At 63.8% G+C, this 20312-nt stretch carries 21 protein-coding genes and 1 pseudogene; 2 read left to right on the forward strand and 20 right to left on the reverse strand.

Features of this window, described 5'->3' with window-relative positions; all coding sequences use genetic code 11:
* Complete coding sequence (locus tag ACMV8A_RS04765) at positions 1 to 507, reverse strand: 3'-5' exonuclease (RefSeq protein WP_495324604.1); 507 nt, start codon at positions 505 to 507, stop codon at positions 1 to 3.
* Entirely contained in the window at positions 504 to 1046 is a 543-nt protein-coding gene (locus tag ACMV8A_RS04770; RefSeq protein WP_495324605.1) for a YaeQ family protein, read from the reverse strand. Before ACMV8A_RS04770 ends, ACMV8A_RS04765 begins: the two co-directional genes overlap by 4 nt.
* Before the next feature lie 145 nt (positions 1047 to 1191).
* On the opposite strand from ACMV8A_RS04770, the gene ACMV8A_RS04775 reads away from it, so the two are divergent.
* Positions 1192 to 2499, forward strand: a complete 1308-nt coding sequence (locus tag ACMV8A_RS04775; RefSeq protein WP_495324606.1) for an NAD(P)/FAD-dependent oxidoreductase — start codon at positions 1192 to 1194, stop codon at positions 2497 to 2499.
* 282 nt (positions 2500 to 2781) lie between these two features.
* Positions 2782 to 3750 (forward strand): phosphatase domain-containing protein, encoded by a 969-nt coding sequence (locus ACMV8A_RS04780; RefSeq protein ID WP_495324607.1) that lies wholly within the window; start codon positions 2782 to 2784, stop codon positions 3748 to 3750.
* A 4-nt stretch (positions 3751 to 3754) separates the two neighbouring features.
* Here ACMV8A_RS04780 and ACMV8A_RS04785 read toward each other — a convergent pair whose 3' ends face one another.
* The 18 genes and pseudogenes from ACMV8A_RS04785 to ACMV8A_RS04870 form a co-directional block, all read right to left on the reverse strand.
* A complete protein-coding gene (locus ACMV8A_RS04785; protein WP_495324608.1) occupies positions 3755 to 4693 on the reverse strand; it encodes a hypothetical protein in 939 nt (312 codons plus the stop codon).
* Between the two features lie 4 nt (positions 4694 to 4697).
* Positions 4698 to 5615: a hypothetical protein gene (locus ACMV8A_RS04790; RefSeq protein WP_495324609.1), complete on the reverse strand. Its 918-nt coding sequence runs from the start codon at positions 5613 to 5615 to the stop codon at positions 4698 to 4700.
* A gap of 163 nt (positions 5616 to 5778) precedes the next feature.
* Positions 5779 to 7116: an ArsB/NhaD family transporter gene (locus ACMV8A_RS04795; protein ID WP_495324610.1), complete on the reverse strand. Its 1338-nt coding sequence runs from the start codon at positions 7114 to 7116 to the stop codon at positions 5779 to 5781.
* Positions 7116 to 7616, reverse strand: a complete 501-nt coding sequence (locus tag ACMV8A_RS04800) for a CBS domain-containing protein (RefSeq protein ID WP_495324611.1) — start codon at positions 7614 to 7616, stop codon at positions 7116 to 7118. Before ACMV8A_RS04800 ends, ACMV8A_RS04795 begins: the two co-directional genes overlap by 1 nt.
* 104 nt (positions 7617 to 7720) lie before the next feature.
* The gene (locus ACMV8A_RS04805) at positions 7721 to 7978 is read right to left on the reverse strand and encodes a type II toxin-antitoxin system HicA family toxin (RefSeq protein WP_495324612.1); all 258 of its coding nucleotides are present in this window, start codon (positions 7976 to 7978) and stop codon (positions 7721 to 7723) included.
* A 65-nt stretch (positions 7979 to 8043) separates the two neighbouring features.
* Positions 8044 to 9186, reverse strand: a complete 1143-nt coding sequence (gene rlmC, locus ACMV8A_RS04810) for a 23S rRNA (uracil(747)-C(5))-methyltransferase RlmC (protein ID WP_495324613.1) — start codon at positions 9184 to 9186, stop codon at positions 8044 to 8046.
* 229 nt (positions 9187 to 9415) lie between these two features.
* Entirely contained in the window at positions 9416 to 9973 is a 558-nt protein-coding gene (locus tag ACMV8A_RS04815; protein ID WP_495324614.1) for a hypothetical protein, read from the reverse strand.
* A gap of 101 nt (positions 9974 to 10074) precedes the next feature.
* Positions 10075 to 10611, reverse strand: coding sequence for a hypothetical protein (locus ACMV8A_RS04820; RefSeq protein ID WP_495324615.1), 537 nt, complete (start codon positions 10609 to 10611; stop codon positions 10075 to 10077).
* A gap of 129 nt (positions 10612 to 10740) precedes the next feature.
* Positions 10741 to 12381: a DEAD/DEAH box helicase gene (locus ACMV8A_RS04825; RefSeq protein ID WP_495324616.1), complete on the reverse strand. Its 1641-nt coding sequence runs from the start codon at positions 12379 to 12381 to the stop codon at positions 10741 to 10743.
* A 241-nt stretch (positions 12382 to 12622) separates the two neighbouring features.
* Positions 12623 to 13327: a UPF0149 family protein gene (locus ACMV8A_RS04830; RefSeq protein ID WP_495324617.1), complete on the reverse strand. Its 705-nt coding sequence runs from the start codon at positions 13325 to 13327 to the stop codon at positions 12623 to 12625.
* 138 nt (positions 13328 to 13465) lie between these two features.
* Complete coding sequence (locus tag ACMV8A_RS04835) at positions 13466 to 13807, reverse strand: hypothetical protein (RefSeq protein WP_495324618.1); 342 nt, start codon at positions 13805 to 13807, stop codon at positions 13466 to 13468.
* A 104-nt stretch (positions 13808 to 13911) separates the two neighbouring features.
* A pseudogene (locus tag ACMV8A_RS04840) lies at positions 13912 to 14304 on the reverse strand (N-6 DNA methylase); the annotation flags it as partial.
* A gap of 298 nt (positions 14305 to 14602) precedes the next feature.
* On the reverse strand, positions 14603 to 15355 hold the full coding sequence (locus ACMV8A_RS04845) for an RES family NAD+ phosphorylase (RefSeq protein ID WP_495324619.1): 753 nt from the start codon (positions 15353 to 15355) through the stop codon (positions 14603 to 14605).
* Between the two features lie 178 nt (positions 15356 to 15533).
* Entirely contained in the window at positions 15534 to 15893 is a 360-nt protein-coding gene (locus tag ACMV8A_RS04850; protein WP_495324620.1) for an MbcA/ParS/Xre antitoxin family protein, read from the reverse strand.
* A gap of 190 nt (positions 15894 to 16083) precedes the next feature.
* Positions 16084 to 17916, reverse strand: a complete 1833-nt coding sequence (glmS, locus tag ACMV8A_RS04855; RefSeq protein WP_495324621.1) for a glutamine--fructose-6-phosphate transaminase (isomerizing) — start codon at positions 17914 to 17916, stop codon at positions 16084 to 16086.
* A gap of 10 nt (positions 17917 to 17926) precedes the next feature.
* The gene (glmU, locus tag ACMV8A_RS04860) at positions 17927 to 19282 is read right to left on the reverse strand and encodes a bifunctional UDP-N-acetylglucosamine diphosphorylase/glucosamine-1-phosphate N-acetyltransferase GlmU (protein WP_495324770.1); all 1356 of its coding nucleotides are present in this window, start codon (positions 19280 to 19282) and stop codon (positions 17927 to 17929) included.
* 38 nt (positions 19283 to 19320) lie between these two features.
* Positions 19321 to 19809: an FKBP-type peptidyl-prolyl cis-trans isomerase gene (locus ACMV8A_RS04865; protein WP_495324622.1), complete on the reverse strand. Its 489-nt coding sequence runs from the start codon at positions 19807 to 19809 to the stop codon at positions 19321 to 19323.
* A gap of 70 nt (positions 19810 to 19879) precedes the next feature.
* Entirely contained in the window at positions 19880 to 20305 is a 426-nt protein-coding gene (locus tag ACMV8A_RS04870) for a F0F1 ATP synthase subunit epsilon (protein ID WP_495324623.1), read from the reverse strand.
* Between the last annotated feature and the right edge of the window lie 7 nt (positions 20306 to 20312).

The following is a 20312-nucleotide window of genomic DNA, read 5'->3' on the forward strand; positions in this document are numbered from 1 at the left end:
TCAAGGCCGGCGGCGCCACCCCTCCTGTTCCGCGGCGATGACGATGCGCGCGCAGGCGGCGGCGTCGGAGTCGGCCTGGTGATGAGTGAGTTCGATACCGAGGTGGCGGCACACATCGGGCAATTTGGTGGGGCGGATGTCCCACTGCGCGCGCGCCAGCTGCACGGTGCAGACAAAGGGCTGCGGCGGCACGGCCAGCCCGTAGCGGGCGCAACAGGCATGAAGCACGCCCTTGTCGAAGGGCGCGTTGTGGGCGGCGAGAAACTCCACCTCGCGCAACGCCGGCGCGAAGATCTCCCACACCGCGGCAAAATCCGGCGCATCCTGCACATCGCTCCAGCGCAGGCCGTGGATATGGGTGAAGGAAAACAGCCGTGTCGGCGGCCGGATCAGCTCATACAACTGCTGCACGATGACGCCATCCTCGACAATGGTCGCCGCCAGCGCGCAGGCGCTGTCGCCGCTGTAGGTGGCGGTCTCGAAGTCGATGGCGGCGAAGCGGCTCACGCGCCCTGCCAGCACTGCGGCTCGATGAGCACGCTGGTTGTGCCGTCACCCAGCCACACCTGCCCTTCCTGGATGGTGCATTGCAGGCGCATGGTGCGGCTGACCAGTCCGGCCAGGGCCCGCGTCGCCTCCTGCGGCAGGCTGAATACCCGCAGCTTGTCGAAGCGGCGCAGCTCCGGCGCGGTGCGCTCCCACCACTGTTCGGCGGTACGGCCGCCATAGGCATACAGCACCACCTCGCGCGCACGGTTGCTCGCCTTGCGCAGGCGCCGCTCGTCGGGCAGACCCACATCGATCCACAACAGGATCTCGTCGGTCAGGCTGCGCTCCCACAGCTCCGGCTCATCCTCGGCGCACAGGCCCTTGGTGAAGTGCAGCCCCTCGCTGGCGTGCAGCGCAAAGGCCAGCAGACGCACCATCATGCGCTCATCGGTCTCCGAGGGATGACGGGCCAGGGTCAGGCTGTGGTCGGCGTAGTAGCCGCGGTCCATATCCGCGATCTGCAGGTCGGCCTTGAAGACGGTGGCGGTGATGGCCATGGGTGTAACCTGTATGGGAAAGGTGCACAGTGTAGCGCGCCGGGCGCAAAATAATGTCGTGCCGGATACCCGGCCCGTTGCCAGCCGGCCGCTTTTCATCCTAAGTTTTGCTGGCGGCCCCACCCCCGCAACCACCCCGACCATCATGGGCATCCTCGACAAAGAAGCCGTTCTCACTCGCAACTCCTACTACGAGGCCAGCCTCACGCGCCCGGCTGCCACCGCGCCGCTGCAGGGGAGCACCGAGGCGGATGTCTGCGTGGTGGGAGGTGGCTATGCCGGCCTGGCGGCCGCACTGGAGCTGGCACAGCGCGGCTACCGCGTCACCCTGCTGGAGGCGCGCCGGCTCGGCTGGGGCGCCTCGGGACGCAACGGCGGCCAGGTGCTAACGGGTTATGGGGTTGCCGGGCTGGAGGCCATCGAGGTGCAACTGTCGCGCGACGAGGCCCGGCATGCCTGGGACATCTCCGTCGAGGGCCTGCACTGGCTGCGCGACACCATTGCCAGAAACGACATCGACTGCGAATACACCGCCGGCCACCTCAGTCTCGCCATCGGCCGGCGCAAGGCCCGCGGGCTGGAGCGCTGGGTGCAGCACATGGCGCAGCGCTACGACTATCAACTGCAAGCCATCCCCCGCGCCGAACTGGACGCCTGGATCGCCAGCGACCACTTCCACGCCGGCGCCTTCGATACCCTGTCCGGCCACCTGCACCCGCTCAAATACTGCCTCGGCCTGGCCGCCGCGGCACAACGGGCCGGCGTGCGGATATATGAACACTCCGCCGCCACTACCCTCGTGCGCGGCGCACAGCCGCGAGTGAAAACCGCACAGGGCGAAGTGGCCTGCCGCTACGTGGTGCTGGCCGGCAATGTGTACCTGTCCGAATTCGCCGCACATATCGCGCCGGAGTTGTCGGCGCGCATCATGCCGGTGGGCACCTACATCATCACCACCGCCCCCATGCCGGCGGAGCAGGCGCAAAACCTCATCCGCCACCGCTCGGCTGCCTTCGACACCAACCTGGTGCTGGACTATTTCCGCGTCACCGCCGACAACCGCCTGTTGTTCGGCGGCGGTGAAAGCTACACCACGGCAACACCGCTCAACCTGAAGGAAAAGATGCGCCGGCGCATGGTGAAGGTATTCCCGCAACTGGCTGGACTGGAGGTGCCCTACGTCTGGGGCGGCTTCTGCGACATCACCATGAACCAGGCCCCCGACTTCGGCCGCCTCGGTGACAACGTCTACTACCTGCAAGGCTTCTCCGGCCACGGCGTGGCCCTCGCCGGCATGGCCGGCAAACTGGTGGCCGAGGCCGTCGCCGGCCAGGCCGAACGCTACGACCTGTTCGGCCGCCTGCGCCATCACCGCTTCCCCGGCGGCGAACTACTGCGCACCCCGGCGCTGGTATTGGGCATGCTGTATTACCGGCTGCGCGATCTGCTGTAGCGTTACCCGCTTTTCTTCTTTCCCGCGGTAGCACATGGCCTCCTTTGTGCCCCTCGCATGCGAGAAGAGCCCTTTCAGGTTTCCTCTTGTCCCCAATGTGCAGAAATTCCATCTCAGATTTTCTCCTCCCCCCGCGCGCGGGGGGAGGCCGGGAGGGGGGATAAGGGTCGGCACCCTTCTTAACACCCCCTCCCCACCTCCCCCACATGCGTGGGGGAGGTGTAATACACTTCGTGCCCACGACACAGCTCTCTGCCGTGCTTCTGCGGCACAATACGCCCCATGCCGGAACCCAACGAAATCGTCATCTGCGGCCTCGACGGCGTGCTCGCCCTCATCGAGCACCGCCTGCACCACCTCTACAACGAGGACGGCGTGAAACACTGGGATCGTTTCCTGGCGGCCTGCGGCGACGACATGCCCAACCTGCCGCTCATCGATCGCCTCAATCAGGCGCGCGCCGAAGGCATCCCGGTGATCCTGCTCACCGGCCGCAGCGCCGCGGTGCGCGAACAGACCCTGGCCTGGCTGCGCCGCTGGCAGATCGGCTACGACGGCCTGTGGATGCGCCCGGCCAATGATTTCAAACCGGCGGCGGACTTCAAGTCAGCAGTTATCACGCAACACTACCCGGACGCAACGATCCGCCGCATCTACGAATCCGACACCCATCTCGACTTTGCCCGCTGGTGCACCGAACAGAACATTCCCTGCACCCTCATCGGCCACAACCAGGGCAACGGCGAGACGCGCGAGCTGTTCGAGCTGAAGATCGTTCACCACGCCTGCGGCCACACCGTGCTGTATCCATTTTACGGTGACGACGATTTCACCTGGACCGATCGCATCCAGCAACTCGGCGAAGGCAGTTGCCGCCTGTGCCAGGTGGAGGAACAGCGCAAGGAACAGCGGCACAAGAGCGAGCAGGCACGCTACCAGGCGCAGCAGCGCGGCTTGCCGCCGCTGGAGGGTTCCGACAAACAGGTGGCCTGGGCCGAGACCGTGCGCCTCAACGCCTTCGGCGCCATCGACAAGGTGGTGAAATGGATGGAACAGGTCAGCGCGCAGGCCGAGGAGGAAGACCCGGACCACTGGCACATGATGCAGCAGGGCATCCACAAGGCCATCGACTACCTGGAGAACCAGGTCGACGCCAAGTGGTGGATCGACCATCGCCATGGCATGTACAACAGTCTCGACGGCGGCCGCGCCCTGCTGTCATCCATCGCGCAGGAGCTGGGGTTTTATTGAAGCACTACGCCACCACGAGCCAGGCGGCCGCACCGAGTCCGACCAGCACAAAGGCCAAGTGGACCCAGGACATAATCCGGTAGTGCGACTCAACAGTACTGGGGCTGTGATTGGCTATGACATAGGGGCGGCCGCTTTCTGGCGCGCTCATGGTGTGCACTTCGACCAGGTTGACGCGGCGCTCCCGCTCGAAGGCCGTGCGCGCCTCGCGCAGGGCGGCCTCTTCCATACGTTTCTGCGCCGCCTCGTCGAGCGTGCCGTCTCCGCCACCGCCAAATCTTGCGCGCACCGTCTCCGGGTCGGCCTGCCACTGCCGCAGGATCTCGTCGGCCCGTTGCCGGACCGCACGCACGGCCGCGCCCGCGTCGCTTGATGTGGCGGCGTCACGCGGCCGGGTCTTGGTCTGGAACTCTCCGACCACATACAGCCTGTCGCCCGCGCGGATACGCCTGACGCGGTGTTCGATATCCTTGCCGTCCGCTACGCGCACCGGCGCACCGACCAAAAATTCCGCCTCCTGCGGAAGCACCTGACAGCTGCCCGTTTCGTCGCGCAACAGAAACGGACGCGAGCTCTCGGCCGATTTGATGGATATCCATCCGACACCGGAGCTGCTGCCCCGCTCCACCGGGAAGGTTTCGACCCGAAACCATACACAGGGCTGGCGCTGAATCGGGTCCAGCAACGGTTCGCTATCAACCGGCTCCACCGTGCCCACCAGTTCCACATAGCCCTGGGCAGCGCTGCGGATCTTTGACGTCGGCGTGTCGCGCGCCAGCCGCCAGCGCTGCAAGGCGGCCAGCCACAGGAACAGGCTGAAAAAGCCGACTGCGGCAAACCCCCACAGGCGCAGCGTCGGGCTTTCCATCAGCAGAAGGGCAGGCACCGCCACATAGGGCGCCGCCCCGGCGTACGGTTGTCGGCCAAACTTGCGTGACGCCATGATGTCAGTCCTCTGCCCCGTGCTCCAACTGATAGGCCGGTAACGGCACGGCCAGCGCAGAGTCCGACCACCAGCCGTCGTTGTCGGCATACACGCCGACACGATATTCAATTGCTGCGTCCGCATAGTCCGCAGCGCAGTCGGGATGCAGTTCGAACAGCATCATCGTGCCCGGCTCGACACGATAGGACATACGCCGCTGACCGGCCCAGTTCTCGAGAAAATGTCGGTCCGGCGCCACCAGCACCATACGACAACCCTCCCAGACTTCGGCAACGGCGTCCGACGGCCGTACCCTGGCCAAGGCCACATGCAGCGGGCGCGTCTCGTTGTGGCCGATCAACACCGTGGCGCCCTCATCCTTCACGGTCAGCATCGGCGGCTCGACCCCGGGCGCACCGTGCGCCCCTTTGCGGTGCAGGCGCCCCTGCCATTGCTGATGCCGGTGCGCCACCCCGCCGTCGACAGGCGGACGGGCCTGGCGCAGGCGCTCCATCGCCAGCCGTTTCTTCTCCGCATTGGCCGCCATGCCTTGCTGGATGGGCACACCGAGCCCCACCCAGATGGCGAGCAGCGCCACACCGTAGATCGCCGCCAGCGTCTTCCAGCGCGGCAGACGGCGCAGAATCATCCCCGTGGCGAAATGGAATACCATGGCGCAGATCAGCCCCAGGAACATAACCGCCAGCAACACGCCCACACCGGCAAAACCCAACTCCCCCCGCACATTTTTGCCGATCCAGACCAGAGCGCGGTAGAAAGAGAGCACGCCCACGCCCAAGGCAATGAGCAGTTGCAGCTTGGACACGAGCGTCCAGGCGATTTGCGGGAGGTGTAGATTGTCTTCTACCAGGGGCGCAGCAGCGCCGGCCGCGACCTCCTTGCGCGCTATCTCGGCGTAGTTGTCGTGACCGTCATACATGGTGAGGATATCCGTTCCTGAAAGAGAAAGAAGCGAGTGCAGGTGCAGCGGGAGCACCGCCCATTCACGCAGTTTAAGCAGGTGAATAGAGTACCCAAGGCGGCGCCGAAACAGAAGCGCAAAGGAGCTAAGGAAACTCTGAATAAGTTCAGAGCTTCCCTAATCAATAGAAGTGGCGCAGATAGATGTACACATTGGCCAGCGCCACGCTGGCGAGCATCAGCGGCATGCCGATGAGCAGAAAGCGCATGAAACTGATCGGCGTGCCGGAGCGCTCCGCCAGACCCGCCACCATCACATTCGCCGCCGCACCGATCAGCGTGCCGTTGCCGCCCAGGCAGGCGCCCAGGGCCAGCGACCACCACACCGGTTCCGCCGCCGCCATGCCGCCCAGTCCCGCCTCCATGCTGTGCACCAGGGGAATCATCGTGGCGACAAAGGGTATGTTGTCGATCACCGCCGACACCAGTGCCGACAACCACAGGGTGGTGAATGCCGTGATCATCGGATCGCCGCCCGTTGCTTCCATCAACGCCCCCGCGAGATATGCCAGCAGGCCGGTGCTCTGTACGCCGTGCACGATGACGAACAGGCCAATGAAGAAGAACAGCGCGCTCCACTCCACTTCCTCCAGCGCCTCGCGCACCTGCTCGGCCTGGCCACGGCGGTCCTCGCCGATACCCGTCAGCAGCAACAGCAGGGCGGCGCCGGAAATCGCCGTGGTCCCCGGCGCGATGGCGAACTGCTCGCCGACGACGAAGCCGAAGATCACCAGTCCGAGTACAATCAGCGACTGCCGCAGCAGCTTCATGTCACGCAGGCTGCCACGCTCGTCGAAGCGCATCACGCGCGCCTTCAGCTCCGGCGTGGTCTGCAGGGAACGGCCCCAGATGCCGTAGAACACCAGCAGCACCAGACCGAGCAGGAACAAGGCGATGGGGCCGAGCTGCAACAGAAAGTCGTTGAAGCTGAGATGGGTGGCGGAGCCGATGAGGATGTTGGGCGGATCGCCGATCAACGTCGCCGTGCCACCGATGTTGGCGGCAAGGATCTGGCTGAACAGAAACGGATAGGGCGATACCTTCAGCTTATCGACGATGAGCAGCGCCACCGGTACCACCAGCAACACGGTGGTCAGATTGTCGAGAAAGGCGGAAAACACCGCCGTGACCAGCGCCAGCAGGATCAGGATACCGATGGGTTCGGCGCGCGCCCGTTTCGCGGCCCAGATGGCAATGAACTCGAACACACCGGTGCGGCGCGTGATGGCGATGATCACCATCATGCCGGCGAGCAGCGCAATGGTGTTGAAGTCGATGCCGGCAATGGCCTGGTCCTGGTTCAACACGCCGCTGATCACCATCGCCGCCGCGCCCAACAGCGCCACCACCGTACGATGGATGCGTTCGGAGAGCAGGAAAGCGTAGGCCATGACGAAGATCCCCGCCGACGCCCCCAACGGGTCGAGGCCGAACAGTACCGTTCCCTCCACCGCCTGCATCAGTGGCCCTTCCCTGTCGTCTGCTCCAGACGGTCGCTCCAACAGGGCTCACCACGCAGCAACGACAGGATGGTGAAGAAGGAGATCGCGCCGAGCAGACGGCCGTTGTCCGGGTCCACCACCGGCACCACGAACTGCGTGCCGGACAGGATGGTATGCGCCTCGATGAGTGGCGTGTCGGGATGCACCACCTCGGCGCGCGGCTCCATCACTGCGCTGATGGGATGCTGCGCCAGCTCATCCAGCCGCTCGCGCAGCTCCTCCTGCGACTCGCGCAGATACCCCATGCGATCCAGGCCACGCACCATGGTCAGGTGCTTGGGCAGCAAGGCGCGCATTAAACGATCACCGGACAACACGCCGACGAAGCGCTCCTGCCGATCCACCACCGGCACCAGACCCATGTGGTGCTCCATGATGAAATCAATGGCCTTGCCCAGGGGCTCGTCCGCATACAACGACGTGGTCGTCGGATGCATCACCTCACGGCATGTCAGCATGTTCTTTCCCCGTCCCGCTGTTTATGGGTAGTAGTCCACATCATGGGCGAACGCATCACTTGGGCGCTGTTCGCCGGGAGGGTGCGGCGTCTACTCATCAGCCATCAGCCGTCGGCGATCCCCGCCGCGATCAAGAAATCACGCAGATGGCGGATCTCGCTCTTCTCGCAGGTGCCGCTATGGTGCGGCTTGCTCAGGAATCCCTCTACCCCGTTCAACACCACGCGCATGCGCGCCCCATGCGCCGGCTCGACGGTGGCGCCCAGATGATGCAGCATGGACTCCACCTCGCGCCAGTGGATATTACCCCCCACCGGCCCATGCATGATCGACTGCAACAGATGGTCGTGTTTATGGCTCATGATCGCTTACTCCCCCGGCAACTTACCCCTTGCACAAGGTTAGTTCACGCTGGCGAGCACAACCATCAGTGCCGGAGAGGTTGCGACCGCTCCAGCAGGCTAATCACCTCGTAATGGGCGGTGTGCGGAAACATGTCCAGCAGCCGCGCCCGGCGCAGGCGCAGGCTCGGCATCAGCGCCAGGTCGCGCGCCAGGGTCTCGGCATTGCAACTGGAATAGATCACCCAGCGCACCGCCGACTGTTCCAGAAAGCGGCACAGCTGCGCACCGATGCCGCGCCGCGGCGGGTTGACGATCACCAGCTCGGGCGCCTGCGCATGGCCTGCGGCAAAATCGGCGGCATCCAATGTGCGAAAGTGCACCCGCGTCAGCCCCAGTGCGTCGCGGCTTTGCTCGGCGCTGGCGATCGCCTCGGCGCTGATCTCGATGCCGCTCACCACGCGCCGGCCGTCGGCCACATGCAGGGCAAAGCCGCCGACGCCACAGAACAGATCCCACACGCTCGCAGGGCCGGCCTCTTCCACCCACGCCCGCCCCTGGCGGTACAGCGCCTCCGCCAACGCGGTATTGGTCTGGAAGAAACTCTTCGGCCGCAGGTGCAACGGGATGCCGTTGAGACGCATGGTCAGGCTGCCTTGTTCGGTGAGCAGGATCTCCTGCTCCCCCTCCAGCACCGCCTTGTGCTCCGGCTGCAGATTCACCGACGCCACGCGCAAGCCCGGCAGCGCCGTCTGCAACTCGGGCAGATACTTGCGCATGCGCCCCAACGCCTCCTGCGAGCGCAGCACGAAGCGCACCATCAGCTCGCCCGAGTGCTCCGCCAGCGTCACCAGCACATACTTCAACTCGCCGCGCCGCGCCGCGATGTCGTACGGCTCGATGCGCGCCCGCCGGATGAACGCCGCCAGCGGCGCGAAGCTCGCCTGCAACACCGGCGGATACAGCGGACAGTCCGCCAGCGACACCCCACGGCCCTCGGCATCGACGATCCCCAACACCGGCTCCTGGGAGGTACCACTTACCACCATCTTCGCCTTGTTGCGAAATCCCGCCTCCGCACTCGCCACTGGCGGTAGCCACTCCACATCCACGTGGACCGCCAGCAACGCACGGCAACGCGCATCCTTCGCCGCCAACTGCTCGGCATAGTGCTGCTCCAGCAACGAGCAGGAGCGGCAGCGATTGGCGGAATAATGGGAACAGTGCATGGATGAGGGATGGATATTGAACGCGAAGCAGTTTAGCAAAACCGCAAGAGAGCATCGTCTACCGGCTGGGCATTGTCTTGAGAATTAAACGTCCGAATCCCGTTGCACGGAAAAACTGAGCAAATTGCGAGAGACCATGACGCCTGGTTGCCTCCGCTTTCGGTTATCAGGCCATTTCTATACCGTCATCCATTATTCAGCTCACCCAGCCGACGCAATCGTGCGACGATTAGCGCCACTCGCGCCCCAGCGATTCATCGGCGACGATCATCCCTGGCAGATAATCCATAAAGCCCGGTGTAGACAGGGGTTGTCGACAACGGCTTGCAAGGTAGTGCCGCAGCTCAGGCGCGGCGGTGGCAGCCTCTCCCACCAGTTCCGTGCGGCCGTCGATCACGCTGATGATGTCTTCCAGGTCGTGACTGGCCAGAATATCTCCCCGTCCGCGATCATCGAATGCCTCAAATTTGGTGGCGATGAAGGCCGGGCCGGTGATCACCCGTATGTTTATACCGCTCGGCAACGCCATCCACTGAGCTGATTCCATCGCCACCGGATACCAGCGATTGGCAAAGCCCAGGATTTCCGGATCAGTGGGCATCAGATCGACTTCGAGATCGTTGTAGCGCCAGCGGCAAATGGGTGCATCCTGCGCCAGATCGCGAGCAAATCCCCGCTGTGCAAGCTGTGCCTCCATGCGGTGATAACCGGCCAACGCCGCAACCTGAACCACCAGATCCACATCGTAAGTGACACGTACCGGGGACGCCGTGGGATCGGTCAGCAACAGCCCCGCAGCACAGCCACCAACAAAAACCACCTCCTCCCGCTAAGTTCCGAGCGCTGCGGCGACCAACTCCACCATGGCAACGTTCGGATCTTTTGCGCTCATTGGAAATAGTCGTCCAGTAGCTTCACGGCTGCGTTCCGCTCGCGGGCCTGACCGGAACGCAAGGCATCGAACAGGGCCAACAGGGCATAGAGGCGCGCGTCACGCATGGCCGCCTCAGGCACCGACGGATAAAGGGGCGCAAGACTTATCCCGCGCACCGCCCCCCCGGCATAGGGCCACACCGGCACCGGATCGGCAGAAGGCGCGATCACGCCATCGATGGGAGCCGTCGCATAACTGGTCGGTACACCCCGCGTCAGCGTCCCCCATACCGGAGGGAAGGCATATTTCGCTCCATGCAGCAAGAACTCACGCAACTGGGCCTTCAGCACCACCGGGCGGCGTTCCTGAAACATCAGCAGACCCGCGGAGGCTGCACGCTTCAGGGCAGCATGCACCGCCGAGGCCGCCAGGCCTGTCTGCGCGGCCAACTCCGGGTAACTGCCCCCCCGTTCGCCCCGGCTCAACAAGGCCAGCAATAGGTACAGGTCCTGGGGCTTGAGGGCGAGCTGACGATTACTGACTTTGGCCATATTCGCTATTCTTGAAATAAGAATGAATAACTCGACATTAGACCAGTTCATGCGTCAACGTCAATATTCTTATTTCGAGAATAGAGAAACGCGTGCCGTTTCGGCCTTTGAAGGCCGATCTCTTGACTCTCAGGGGGCCAGAAGAAGCTCCACCAGGGGCGACCGATGGGAATAAGTCAGAAATGCCTCATGGGTGGCCCTGGTGATGGCAACATAGGTAAGCCGCACATCGTCTTCGATATCCTCCGATGCCAACGCTCCCAGTCCACCGATAGCCACGCAGGGAAACTCCAGACCCTTGGCGGTGTGCATCGAAAGCAGGCGCACGGCATCCCGGCTGACGTCAACCCGGTTGCGGTTGTGCTTGGCGAAGTCCACCGGAATATCCTGCTTCGTCAGGAGCCTCTCGAAACGATGGCCGATATGGTGTTCCGGATAGAGCACCGCCATATGACTCCACAGATAACCCGCCTTCTTTCGTGCCAGCAGCCATTCAGCGATGGCATGGCCTTCTTCTTCAAAACTCACGCATTGCCGCACCTCCGGCTCCACCCCCTCGCGCCCACCGTCCTCGGGCAGGAGAATGGCGTTCTCGTCATCGGCACATATCCCCGGTGCACCCAGCACATCGGCGGCAAACTTGCGGGCGAAACGTAAGATTTGCACGGTATTGCGGTAATTTACCTTGAGCACGGTGGTGCGTCCCGATGCCTCGATACCCAGCTGCTTCCATACCGGTCGACTGCGCCCCTTGTAGATGGCCTGGGCGTCGTCATACACGATCATGAGCGACTTGGTGTTGGGATTGACCATTCGGGCGGCCAGCGCCAGCCACTGAGGTTCAAAGTCGTGTGCCTCGTCGATCAGCACGGCGTCATATTGACCGGCCGGTATTTGGCCACGGTCGACGGCATCCACCACCGTCTGAACACCTGCCGCGAGGCGCGCGTCGTACTCAGGTATGTCGCGTTCACTGGGCATGGGAATGTCATAGGTACGCAGCATTTTCCAGCACCAGGAATGAAATGTGGAAACATGCACCCGATCCTCCACGCCGCGGTCCTGCATGGCGTTTTCGAGCCGCCCCGCGATGCCGTTGGCGTAACACAGCACCAAGACTGGTCGAGTCGTGGCACGCGCCATGTACTCGGCACGAAAGGCCAGAATCAGGGTCTTTCCCGATCCGGCGACGCCGCGCACGATGCGGTGGCCTTCACCCAGGCTGCGGGCAATCAGCTCCTGCTGCAAATCCATCACCGCCAGGGCGCGGTCGTCGGCGGGGGATATATCTGCAGCCGGCTCACCGAAGGGCAAGGCAATTTGCCGGACGCGCACCTCCGGAAACAATAGCGCCCGCACTCGATCGAACTGAGGCAAACTCAGCCCGGCGCCCAGCGGAGGGGAAACCATTTTCCACACCCGCTCGCGGAAATTATCCGGCGCGACACCCTCTGCCATTTCATCACGGAAGATGATGCGATCCGGCGGAAACACCTCGTGCAGATCGGTCTCGGCGAACTGCCTGCGGGTAATGTTGGTAAACACCACACCATGACCAAAGGGCAGCACCAGCTGACCCTTGAAACGCCCCTGGTCGATCATCAGGAGCGGGTCGCGCTTCAACATGTTCACCACATTGAACATGTAGCCACGCACCTGCTCAAATGGGCTCTCCACAGGAACCGTGCCACGATCGGTCAGGAGCTCGACCTGCTTCTTGTCCGCCCGAACGATGGTCTCCAGGCGCCAGTCCTTGACCTCCAGCACCACGATGCCCTGCTGCGGATGGAGCACAACGAAGTCGGGTGCCGGCCCAGAGGCCCGACCGGCAGGTTATGCCACACCCAGGTGTTGTCCTCCAGAAACTCCTTCAGCCGTTCGGCCAGGCGTAACTCGCCGCGAGTATCGAAGCGCGCAGCACCAAGGGAGGGGATGAGGGTAGCCATTTGTTTAATCCTTTATCATCACGAACAGCTATTCCTGGAGAAATCTGCTGCCATCGTCTGCACCTTCAATGCAGACAACACTGCTTGTACTTCTTGCCGCTACCGCAGGGACAGGGATCATTACGTCCTATCTTGGGCTCACCCCTCACCACCGGCCGCTCACGGTATGCGTCGCGCCGCTCCAGCCAGTAGGTGTGGATGGCACGTACTGCCGCCGGGATCTCCTGTTGCAATGCGGTCACCTCGTCTACCGACAGCGTCTTCAACGTCTCCCACCCCTTTTCATCGGCAAAAAGGAGGATCGGCGCAAGGTACTCCGCCAGCTCATCCTCGCCCTCGCGCCACTGCGCCTGCGCCAACCCAATCCCGCGCAGGTAACCGACGCACCATTCATCGACGATGGTGTACAGCCGCCCTTCCACCTCCCGCTCCAGGAACAGCGGCTCGAACTCGAATGCCGAGTCCATCAGCGAATTGGCGATGCCGTTCAGGTGGCGCATCACCAGGCCGATGATGTGTTCAAACGCCTGTTCCGTTTTCCACTGCGGCGGCACGTCACCCCACAGGGCGGGCAACCATTGCGACGGCATTACCGGCAGCGGGCCGCTGATGATGGCGGTCAGAAAGCCGTCGAGTTCGGAGATGTTGATCACCCCCTCGTTGAGCTCGTCCCGGAACGCTTCCTCCGGCGCGTCGTAACCGCGGTTGAGCAGGAAACGGTCCAGCTCATCCAGTTCGGCCTCATCGAGGGAGTGCATCAGATCGTGCATGGCGTTCTCCTGGGTGCGACGGCGCTGCGGTATTGGGCCTCGATGCGGCTGGGAGTTTGTAGGATGGGTGAAGCGATAGCGTAACCCATCGGATGGTTGGTTGGGTGTGTTGATGGGTTGCGCATGGCTCCACCCATCCTACGATTTGCGGCGGCCGCGTTTGGTGGCGGGGCTGCGCTGCGTTGGGTGCGCAGGCGTGCGAGCAGGGCGGCGGCGGGTTCGTCGTTGAGGGTCTTGGGGGACGAGTGCGCCGCGGAAGGCCTTGGCGAGCAGGCTTTGGGTGAGGCGGTCGACGCGGGCGCGGGCGGCGCGGTATTGGGCCTTGATGCGCACGGCGATGGCGAACAGCTCCGCGACGCGGCGGACGATTTCTTTTTGTTCTTCTATCGGAGGAACGGCAATCATCGTGTCTCTACACTGACTAAGTGAGATGTTTACTTGGCCAACCATGCCCTTGGTTTCAGGCATGACATCACGCACTACCTTACCTTCACACAGATAGTAGTAAAGGTACTCAGGTAGTAACTCTGACTTTATTGTCCTGAATAACGGGTGTTCCTATGACTTCGGACCAGCAATCCGAGTCATAACAAAGGTGCCAATCCCAGTTCCTTGAGGAAGGCATTGTGCCTGTCCCTGGCCGCCCCGATCTTAGCCTCCAGCGCGACCAGCTCCGCATTGACCGCCTGCAAGTCGATCTCTTCCTCCGCCTCTGCCGTGCTGATGTAGCGCGAGATGTTCAGGTTGTAGCCGATGGCCTCGATCTCCTCCATCGTCACGCGGCGGGCGTAGCGCTCTTCCTCCTTGCGGAACTGGTAGGTGTCGATGATCTTTTCGATGTGCTCGGGCAGCAGCTTATTCTGGCGCTTTCCTTTTTCGGAATTCTCGGCGGCATTGATGAACAGCACATCATCCGGCTTCTTGCATTTCTTCAGCACCGGGATGCCGGTGGAAAAAAACAGATTGGCGGGCAGGCCAGTCCTGCCAATCAATTCCAGAAACATTTTTTCGCGTGAAGGTTGACGTTCTGCTTAGTGGAGGCGAACAGTTCGGCGATATACCCCTGGGTCAGCCAGGCGCTGCCGCCCTCCGCACGCAGTCGCACCTCGGCCTGGCCGTCTTCCGTGCGGTATAAGGGTCAGCTCGCTCACGCTGGTTCAATCCTGTTTGGTCGTCAGGACGCGGCCCTTGGGCAGTACTGACATCCATGTGCCCTTAGGGCCGGTTGTTCTCGTTATCGCGGATAGTTCGGGCACCGGCGAATCGTACCAAATTCTACCCGGCCGGCCACGGAAGCTTTCCCTCTACGGTAAATGTCTCGATGGGAAACCGATGCAGCGCCCTGCTTTGGGGTTGGGCGAAGGTGACGACCGCTGCATCGGTTTCGCACAGCCAGGGCTGCATTTCCAACGGGCGCGACTCGGCGAAGGCGCTGGGAGTGAACAACGCAACGTTGGTGCCACCTTCGGGGCAGCGGGCAGAGGGGTATTCGAAGGCCTCGATGCTCGCTTCACGCATGGCGCTGCCGAGGGTCTGGGTTGCGCTGTAGTCGGCCGGGTGGGTCAGGGTGGCGCGGTGGGCAGCGCACGGGTCGGCCTGGAGCCGCAGGCCGCGCGGTGTGGCATAGGGGACGCTGAACAGGGTGTGTTCGCTGCGGATGGGCGCGGGCGGCGGGGTTTGCATGCCGTGCCAGAACACGAAGCGGTAGTAGGCGGATTCAGCGAGGACGGTGGCCGGGGTCAGGGCGCCATAGAACAGGGCGGGTTCGTGGCGGCGGCCGTAGCGCGAGCCGTAAGGCAGCGGCGGGTAGCGGAACGGGGTGTAGAGCAGATAGTGCAGGTGGGCACTGTCGGGCGGGGGCGGCGGTTTCACCGCGTCGAGCATTTCTTCCAGCAGGCTTTGCGCCTCCAGGCTGTCGACCAGTTGCCTGGTGGCGACCTGTTCCTGGCTTTCCACCAGGCGCCAGAGGTCGCCGGCTATCGGGCGGATGGCGGTGGCGAGGTGGCAGGTTTCCCAGAGTGGTTGCATGGTTCTACGAGGTTTTATCGGTGCCTGTCCCGGGCGATGACGGCTTCGGTTAGGCCGACATCGCCCGGCGGAGCCGGGCTCCCACAACAAGGGTGGGAGCCCAATTCATTGGGCGATAGCGGCGTCGGACAGGCCCATATCGCCCGGTGAACCGGGCTCCTACGAGTTCCGCTCCCTATCAGACCTTGCCGCGGATCGCGTCGAGATATTCCATCACCCGCACCAGCCCCTGCACGCTCTGCACTTGTTCGGCGGGGACGCCGCCGGTGTGGCGGTTGGCGGTGTGCATCCAGTGGCGCATCTGGTCGCGGTCGCCGCCGACCAGGGCATAGAGGCTGCGATAGCAGCGGATCAGCATCAGGGCGAGTTCGCCGGCCTTGGTGTTGGGGGCTACCTTGCCGCGGGTGAACACGGTGCGCTCCTTGCCGATGGCCGCGCCGAGGGCGTCGCGGGTCAGGCCGAGAAAATCGCCGGCGGTGAGCAGTGCCTGGGTGAGGACGGCAGCGGGTTCGGATTTTTGGAGGGTGGCGGTGGGCATGGGTTTGGCCCTCTTGATGGTGCGTTACCTGATTTATAGTAGTTATTTGTTGCAAATGCAACGTCCGGGGGATTGGACAACGAATTGCGCACCCCTCCCCGCCTCCCCCGCAAGCGGGGGAGGCGCTAGGAATGCCTCTGCGATGATGGGCACGCTGCGCTTTGCCCATCCTACGAGAATGGCGGGGTAGTTACTCAACCGTGACGCTCTTGGCCAGGTTGCGCGGCTGGTCGACATCGGTGCCCTTGAGCACGGCGACGTGGTAGGCGAGGAGTTGCAGGGGGATGGTGAAGATGATGGGTGCGACATGGCCGCCGGCGGCGGGCACGGTGATGACGTGGATGCGCTCGGAGCCGTTCATGCCGGCGGCGTGGTCGGCGAAGACGTAGAGTTCGCCGCCGCGGGCGCGTACTTCTTCCAGGTTGGACTTGAGCTTTTCCAGCAGGGCGTCGTTGGGGGCGACGGCGATGACGGGCATCTCTTCGTCCACCAGGGCCAGCGGGCCGTGCTTGAGTTCGCCGGCGGGATAGGCCTCGGCGTGGATGTAGGAGATCTCCTTGAGCTTGAGCGCGCCCTCCATCGCCACCGGGTATTGCACGCCGCGGCCGAGGAACAGGGCGTGGTGTTTGTCGGTGAAGCGTTCGGCCAGCAGGTGGATGGTTTCATCCAGGGCGAGCACGTCTTCCACCTGGCGCGGCAGGGCGGCGAGCTGTTCGACGATGGCGGCCTCGCGTTCGGCATCGATGCGGTGACGGCGGCCGAGGACGGTGACCAACAACAGCAGGGCGACGAGTTGGGTGGTGAAGGCCTTGGTGGAGGCGACACCGATTTCGGGGCCGGCACGGGTCATCAGCGACAGATCGGCCTCGCGCACCAGCGAGCTTTCCGGCACATTGCAGATGGCGACGGAGGGACCGAAGCCCCACTCCTTCGCGGCGCGCAGCGCGGCCAGGGTGTCGGCGGTTTCGCCGGACTGGGAGATGGCGACCACCAGGGCATCCGGGTCCGGCACCGGGTGGCGATAGCGGAATTCGCTCGCCACCTCGACGCGGCACGGCACGCCGGCGACACCCTCGAACCAGTTGCGCGCCACCATGCCGGCGTGGAAGCTGGTGCCGCAGGCGATGATCTGCACCGACTTGACGCGATCGAGGATGTCCTTGGCCTCGGGGCCGAAGGCGGCCTCCAGCACGCGGTTGCCGGCGATGCGCCCTTCCAGGGTTTCGGCGATGGCGTGCGGCTGTTCGTGGATTTCCTTCAGCATGTAATGGCGGAAGCGGCCGCGCTCGACGGCGTCGAGGGACAGCTCGCTGTCCTTCACCGGGCGCTGCACCACCTGGCCGTTGGCGTCGTAGATGGTGAGGCTGTCGCGGCGGATATCGGCCACGTCGCCTTCCTGCAGGAAGATGAAGCGGCGCGTCACCGGCAGCAGCGGCGCCACATCGGAGGCGATGAAGTGTTCGCCGATGCCGAGGCCGATGACCAGCGGGCTGCCGCGGCGGGTGGCGATGAGGCGGCCCGGTTCGTGGATGCTGATCACACCGAGGGCGTAGGCGCCGTGCAGTTCGTTGAGGGTGGCGCGCACCGCGGCGAGCAGGTCGAGGCCGGCACTGGCGTGGGCATGCACCTGATGGACGATGACCTCGGTATCGGTCTGCGAGGTGAATTCGTAGCCCTGCGCGGCTTGTAGCGCGCGCAGCGCTTCATGGTTCTCGATGATGCCGTTGTGCACCACCGCGAACTCCTTGCGGCAGATGTGCGGGTGGGCATTCTTTTCGCTCGGCACACCGTGGGTGGCCCAGCGGGTGTGGGCAATGCCGGTGTTGCCGCGAATGGGATTTTTCTCCAGCAGGTCCGCCAGGGCCTGCACCTTGCCCGGCATGCGCGCACGCGCGATCTGGCCGCTGTCGTCCAGCACCGCCACACCGGCCGAGTCATAGCCGCGGTATTCCAGCCGGCGCAGACCCTCGATGAGGATCGCCACCACATCACGCTCCGCTACACCGCCGACGATTCCACACATGATTTGATCCCTATTTCTTTTTCACCGGCCGCTTCCAGCCGTTGATGGTCACCTGTTTCGCGCGGCTCAGGGTCAGTTCGTCCGCCGGCGCATCCTTGGTGATGGTGGAGCCGGCGCCGATGGTGGCGTTGTCGGCCACCGTCACCGGGGCCACCAGTTGCGTGTCGGAGCCGATGAACACGCCGTCGCCGATGATCGTTTGATGCTTGTTGGCGCCATCGTAGTTGCAGGTGATGGTGCCGGCGCCGATGTTCACCCTGGCGCCCATGGTGGTGTCACCGATGTAGCTCAGGTGGTTCACCTTGGAACCGGGACCGATCTCGCTCTTCTTCACCTCGACGAAGTTGCCGATGTGGGCGCCGTCGGCGATGCGCGTGTCGGGGCGGATGCGCGCAAACGGGCCGATGTGCGCGCCGCTGCCGATCACCGCGCTGTCGATGAGGCTCATCGGTTTCACTTCCGTGCCGGCGCCGATCTCCACATCCTTCAGCACGCAATTGGCGCCGATGGTCACGTTGTCCCCCAGCACCACACGGCCTTCGATGATCACGTTGACGTCGATAACCACATCGCGCCCTACGCTCAGTTCGCCGCGCAGATCGAAGCGCGCCGGGTCGAGCAGGGTGACACCGGCGAGCATCAACTGCCGGGCCTGGCGTTGTTGCAGCGCGCGTTCGAGCGTGGCGAGCTGCTGACGATCGTTGATGCCGGACACCTGTTCGATGTCAGGCGCACTGACGGTATTGATCAGCACGCCGTCCTCCACTGCCATGGCGATGATGTCGGTGAGGTAGTACTCACCCTGCGCATTGTGGTTGTCCAGCCGCGCAAGCCAGCCGCGCAGGCGGGCGGCGTCGACGGCGAGCAGGCCGGTGTTGATCTCGCGGATGGCGCGCTCGTCTTCGCTCGCGTCCTTCTGTTCGACGATGCGCACCACATGGCCGTTGCCATCGCGCACGATGCGTCCGTATCCGGTGGGGTTGTCCAGTTCGATGGTGAGCACGGCCAGGGCATCGGCCGCAGCGTCCACCAGCTTATCCAGGGTTTCCGGCTCGATGAGCGGCACATCACCGTAGAGGATCAGCACGCGGCTGTCATCGCTCACGCCCGGCATGGCCTGCGCCACGGCGTGGCCGGTGCCGAGCTGCCGATCCTGCAGCACCCAGGTTGCGGCCAGATGACCGAGCCGCTCGCGCACGCGATCGGCGCCGTGGCCATAGACGATGTGGATGTGTTTCGGTTCGAGCAGATGGGCGGTGCGGTAGACCCGCCCCAGCATGGGTTCGCCGCCGATGGTGTGCAGCACCTTGGGCAGGGCCGACTTCATCCGTGTGCCCTGACCGGCGGCCAGGATGATCACTTCCAGTGGGGGGGTGGCTGACACGATGTGTATCTCGCTTCCGTTCAGTGCAGTCCTTGTGCCTGCGCCACCTCGCCCGCCATCAGTTCCTGCGGCGTGGCATCGCGGATGGCAGCGACGCGCACGGAGAATATCAAATTCTTGCCTGCCAGGGGATGGTTGCCGTCGAGGGTGATGGTGCCGGCATCGATGTGGGTGACCGTCATGGTGACGGTTTCCCCTGCATCGTTCTGGAATTCGGCCTGGGCGCCGAGACGGCGGAAATCAGGCGGCACGTTTTCGATGATTTCGGTGAAGGTCAGGCTGGGGTCGCTCGGGCCGAAGGCGTCATCGGGGGTGAGCAACACCTCGACGCCCTCGCCCACCGCCTTGCCTTCCAGCGCCGCCTCGATCTTTTCGTACAGACCGGCGCGGCCGCCATGCAGGTAGTCGACGGGGATCTCCACCGCCTCGAGCAGGTTGTCGTCGGCCTGGTCGCGGATGGTGTAGGTGACGGAGACCACCTTGCCGCGGCTGACTTTCGCTTCTGCCATTATTCTTTTCCCCTAATAAAAAAGGGCAGTGTAACACTGCCCTTTTTCGTTCTCATCTGCCGCAACGGACTTAGCGGCGGGTCTTGTCCCGCATGCGCTGAATCATCTGCAGCTGGGCGATGGCCTGGGCCAGTTCGGCCTGGGCCTCGGCCCACTCCATCGCGCCGGTGCGGTCGCGCATGGCCTGCTCGGCGCGCTCCTTGGCCTGGAGCGCGGCGGCCTCGTCCATGTCGCGGGCGCGCAGTGCGGTGTCGGCGAGCACGGTGACGGTGTGCGGCTGCACTTCGAGCATGCCGCCGGAGACATAGAAGAAGTCTTCCTCACCGCCCTGCTTGACGACACGCACCTGACCCGGCTTGAGCTGGGCAAGGAAGGGGCTGTGGCGCGGCATGATGCCGACCTCACCTTCCTTCGCCGGAGCGAACACAGCTTCAACGGTACCGCTGAAGATGGACGTCTCGGCGCTTACTACGTCTACATGCATGGTCATCGCCATAGCATAA

The organism is Sulfurivermis sp., from assembly GCF_059410345.1.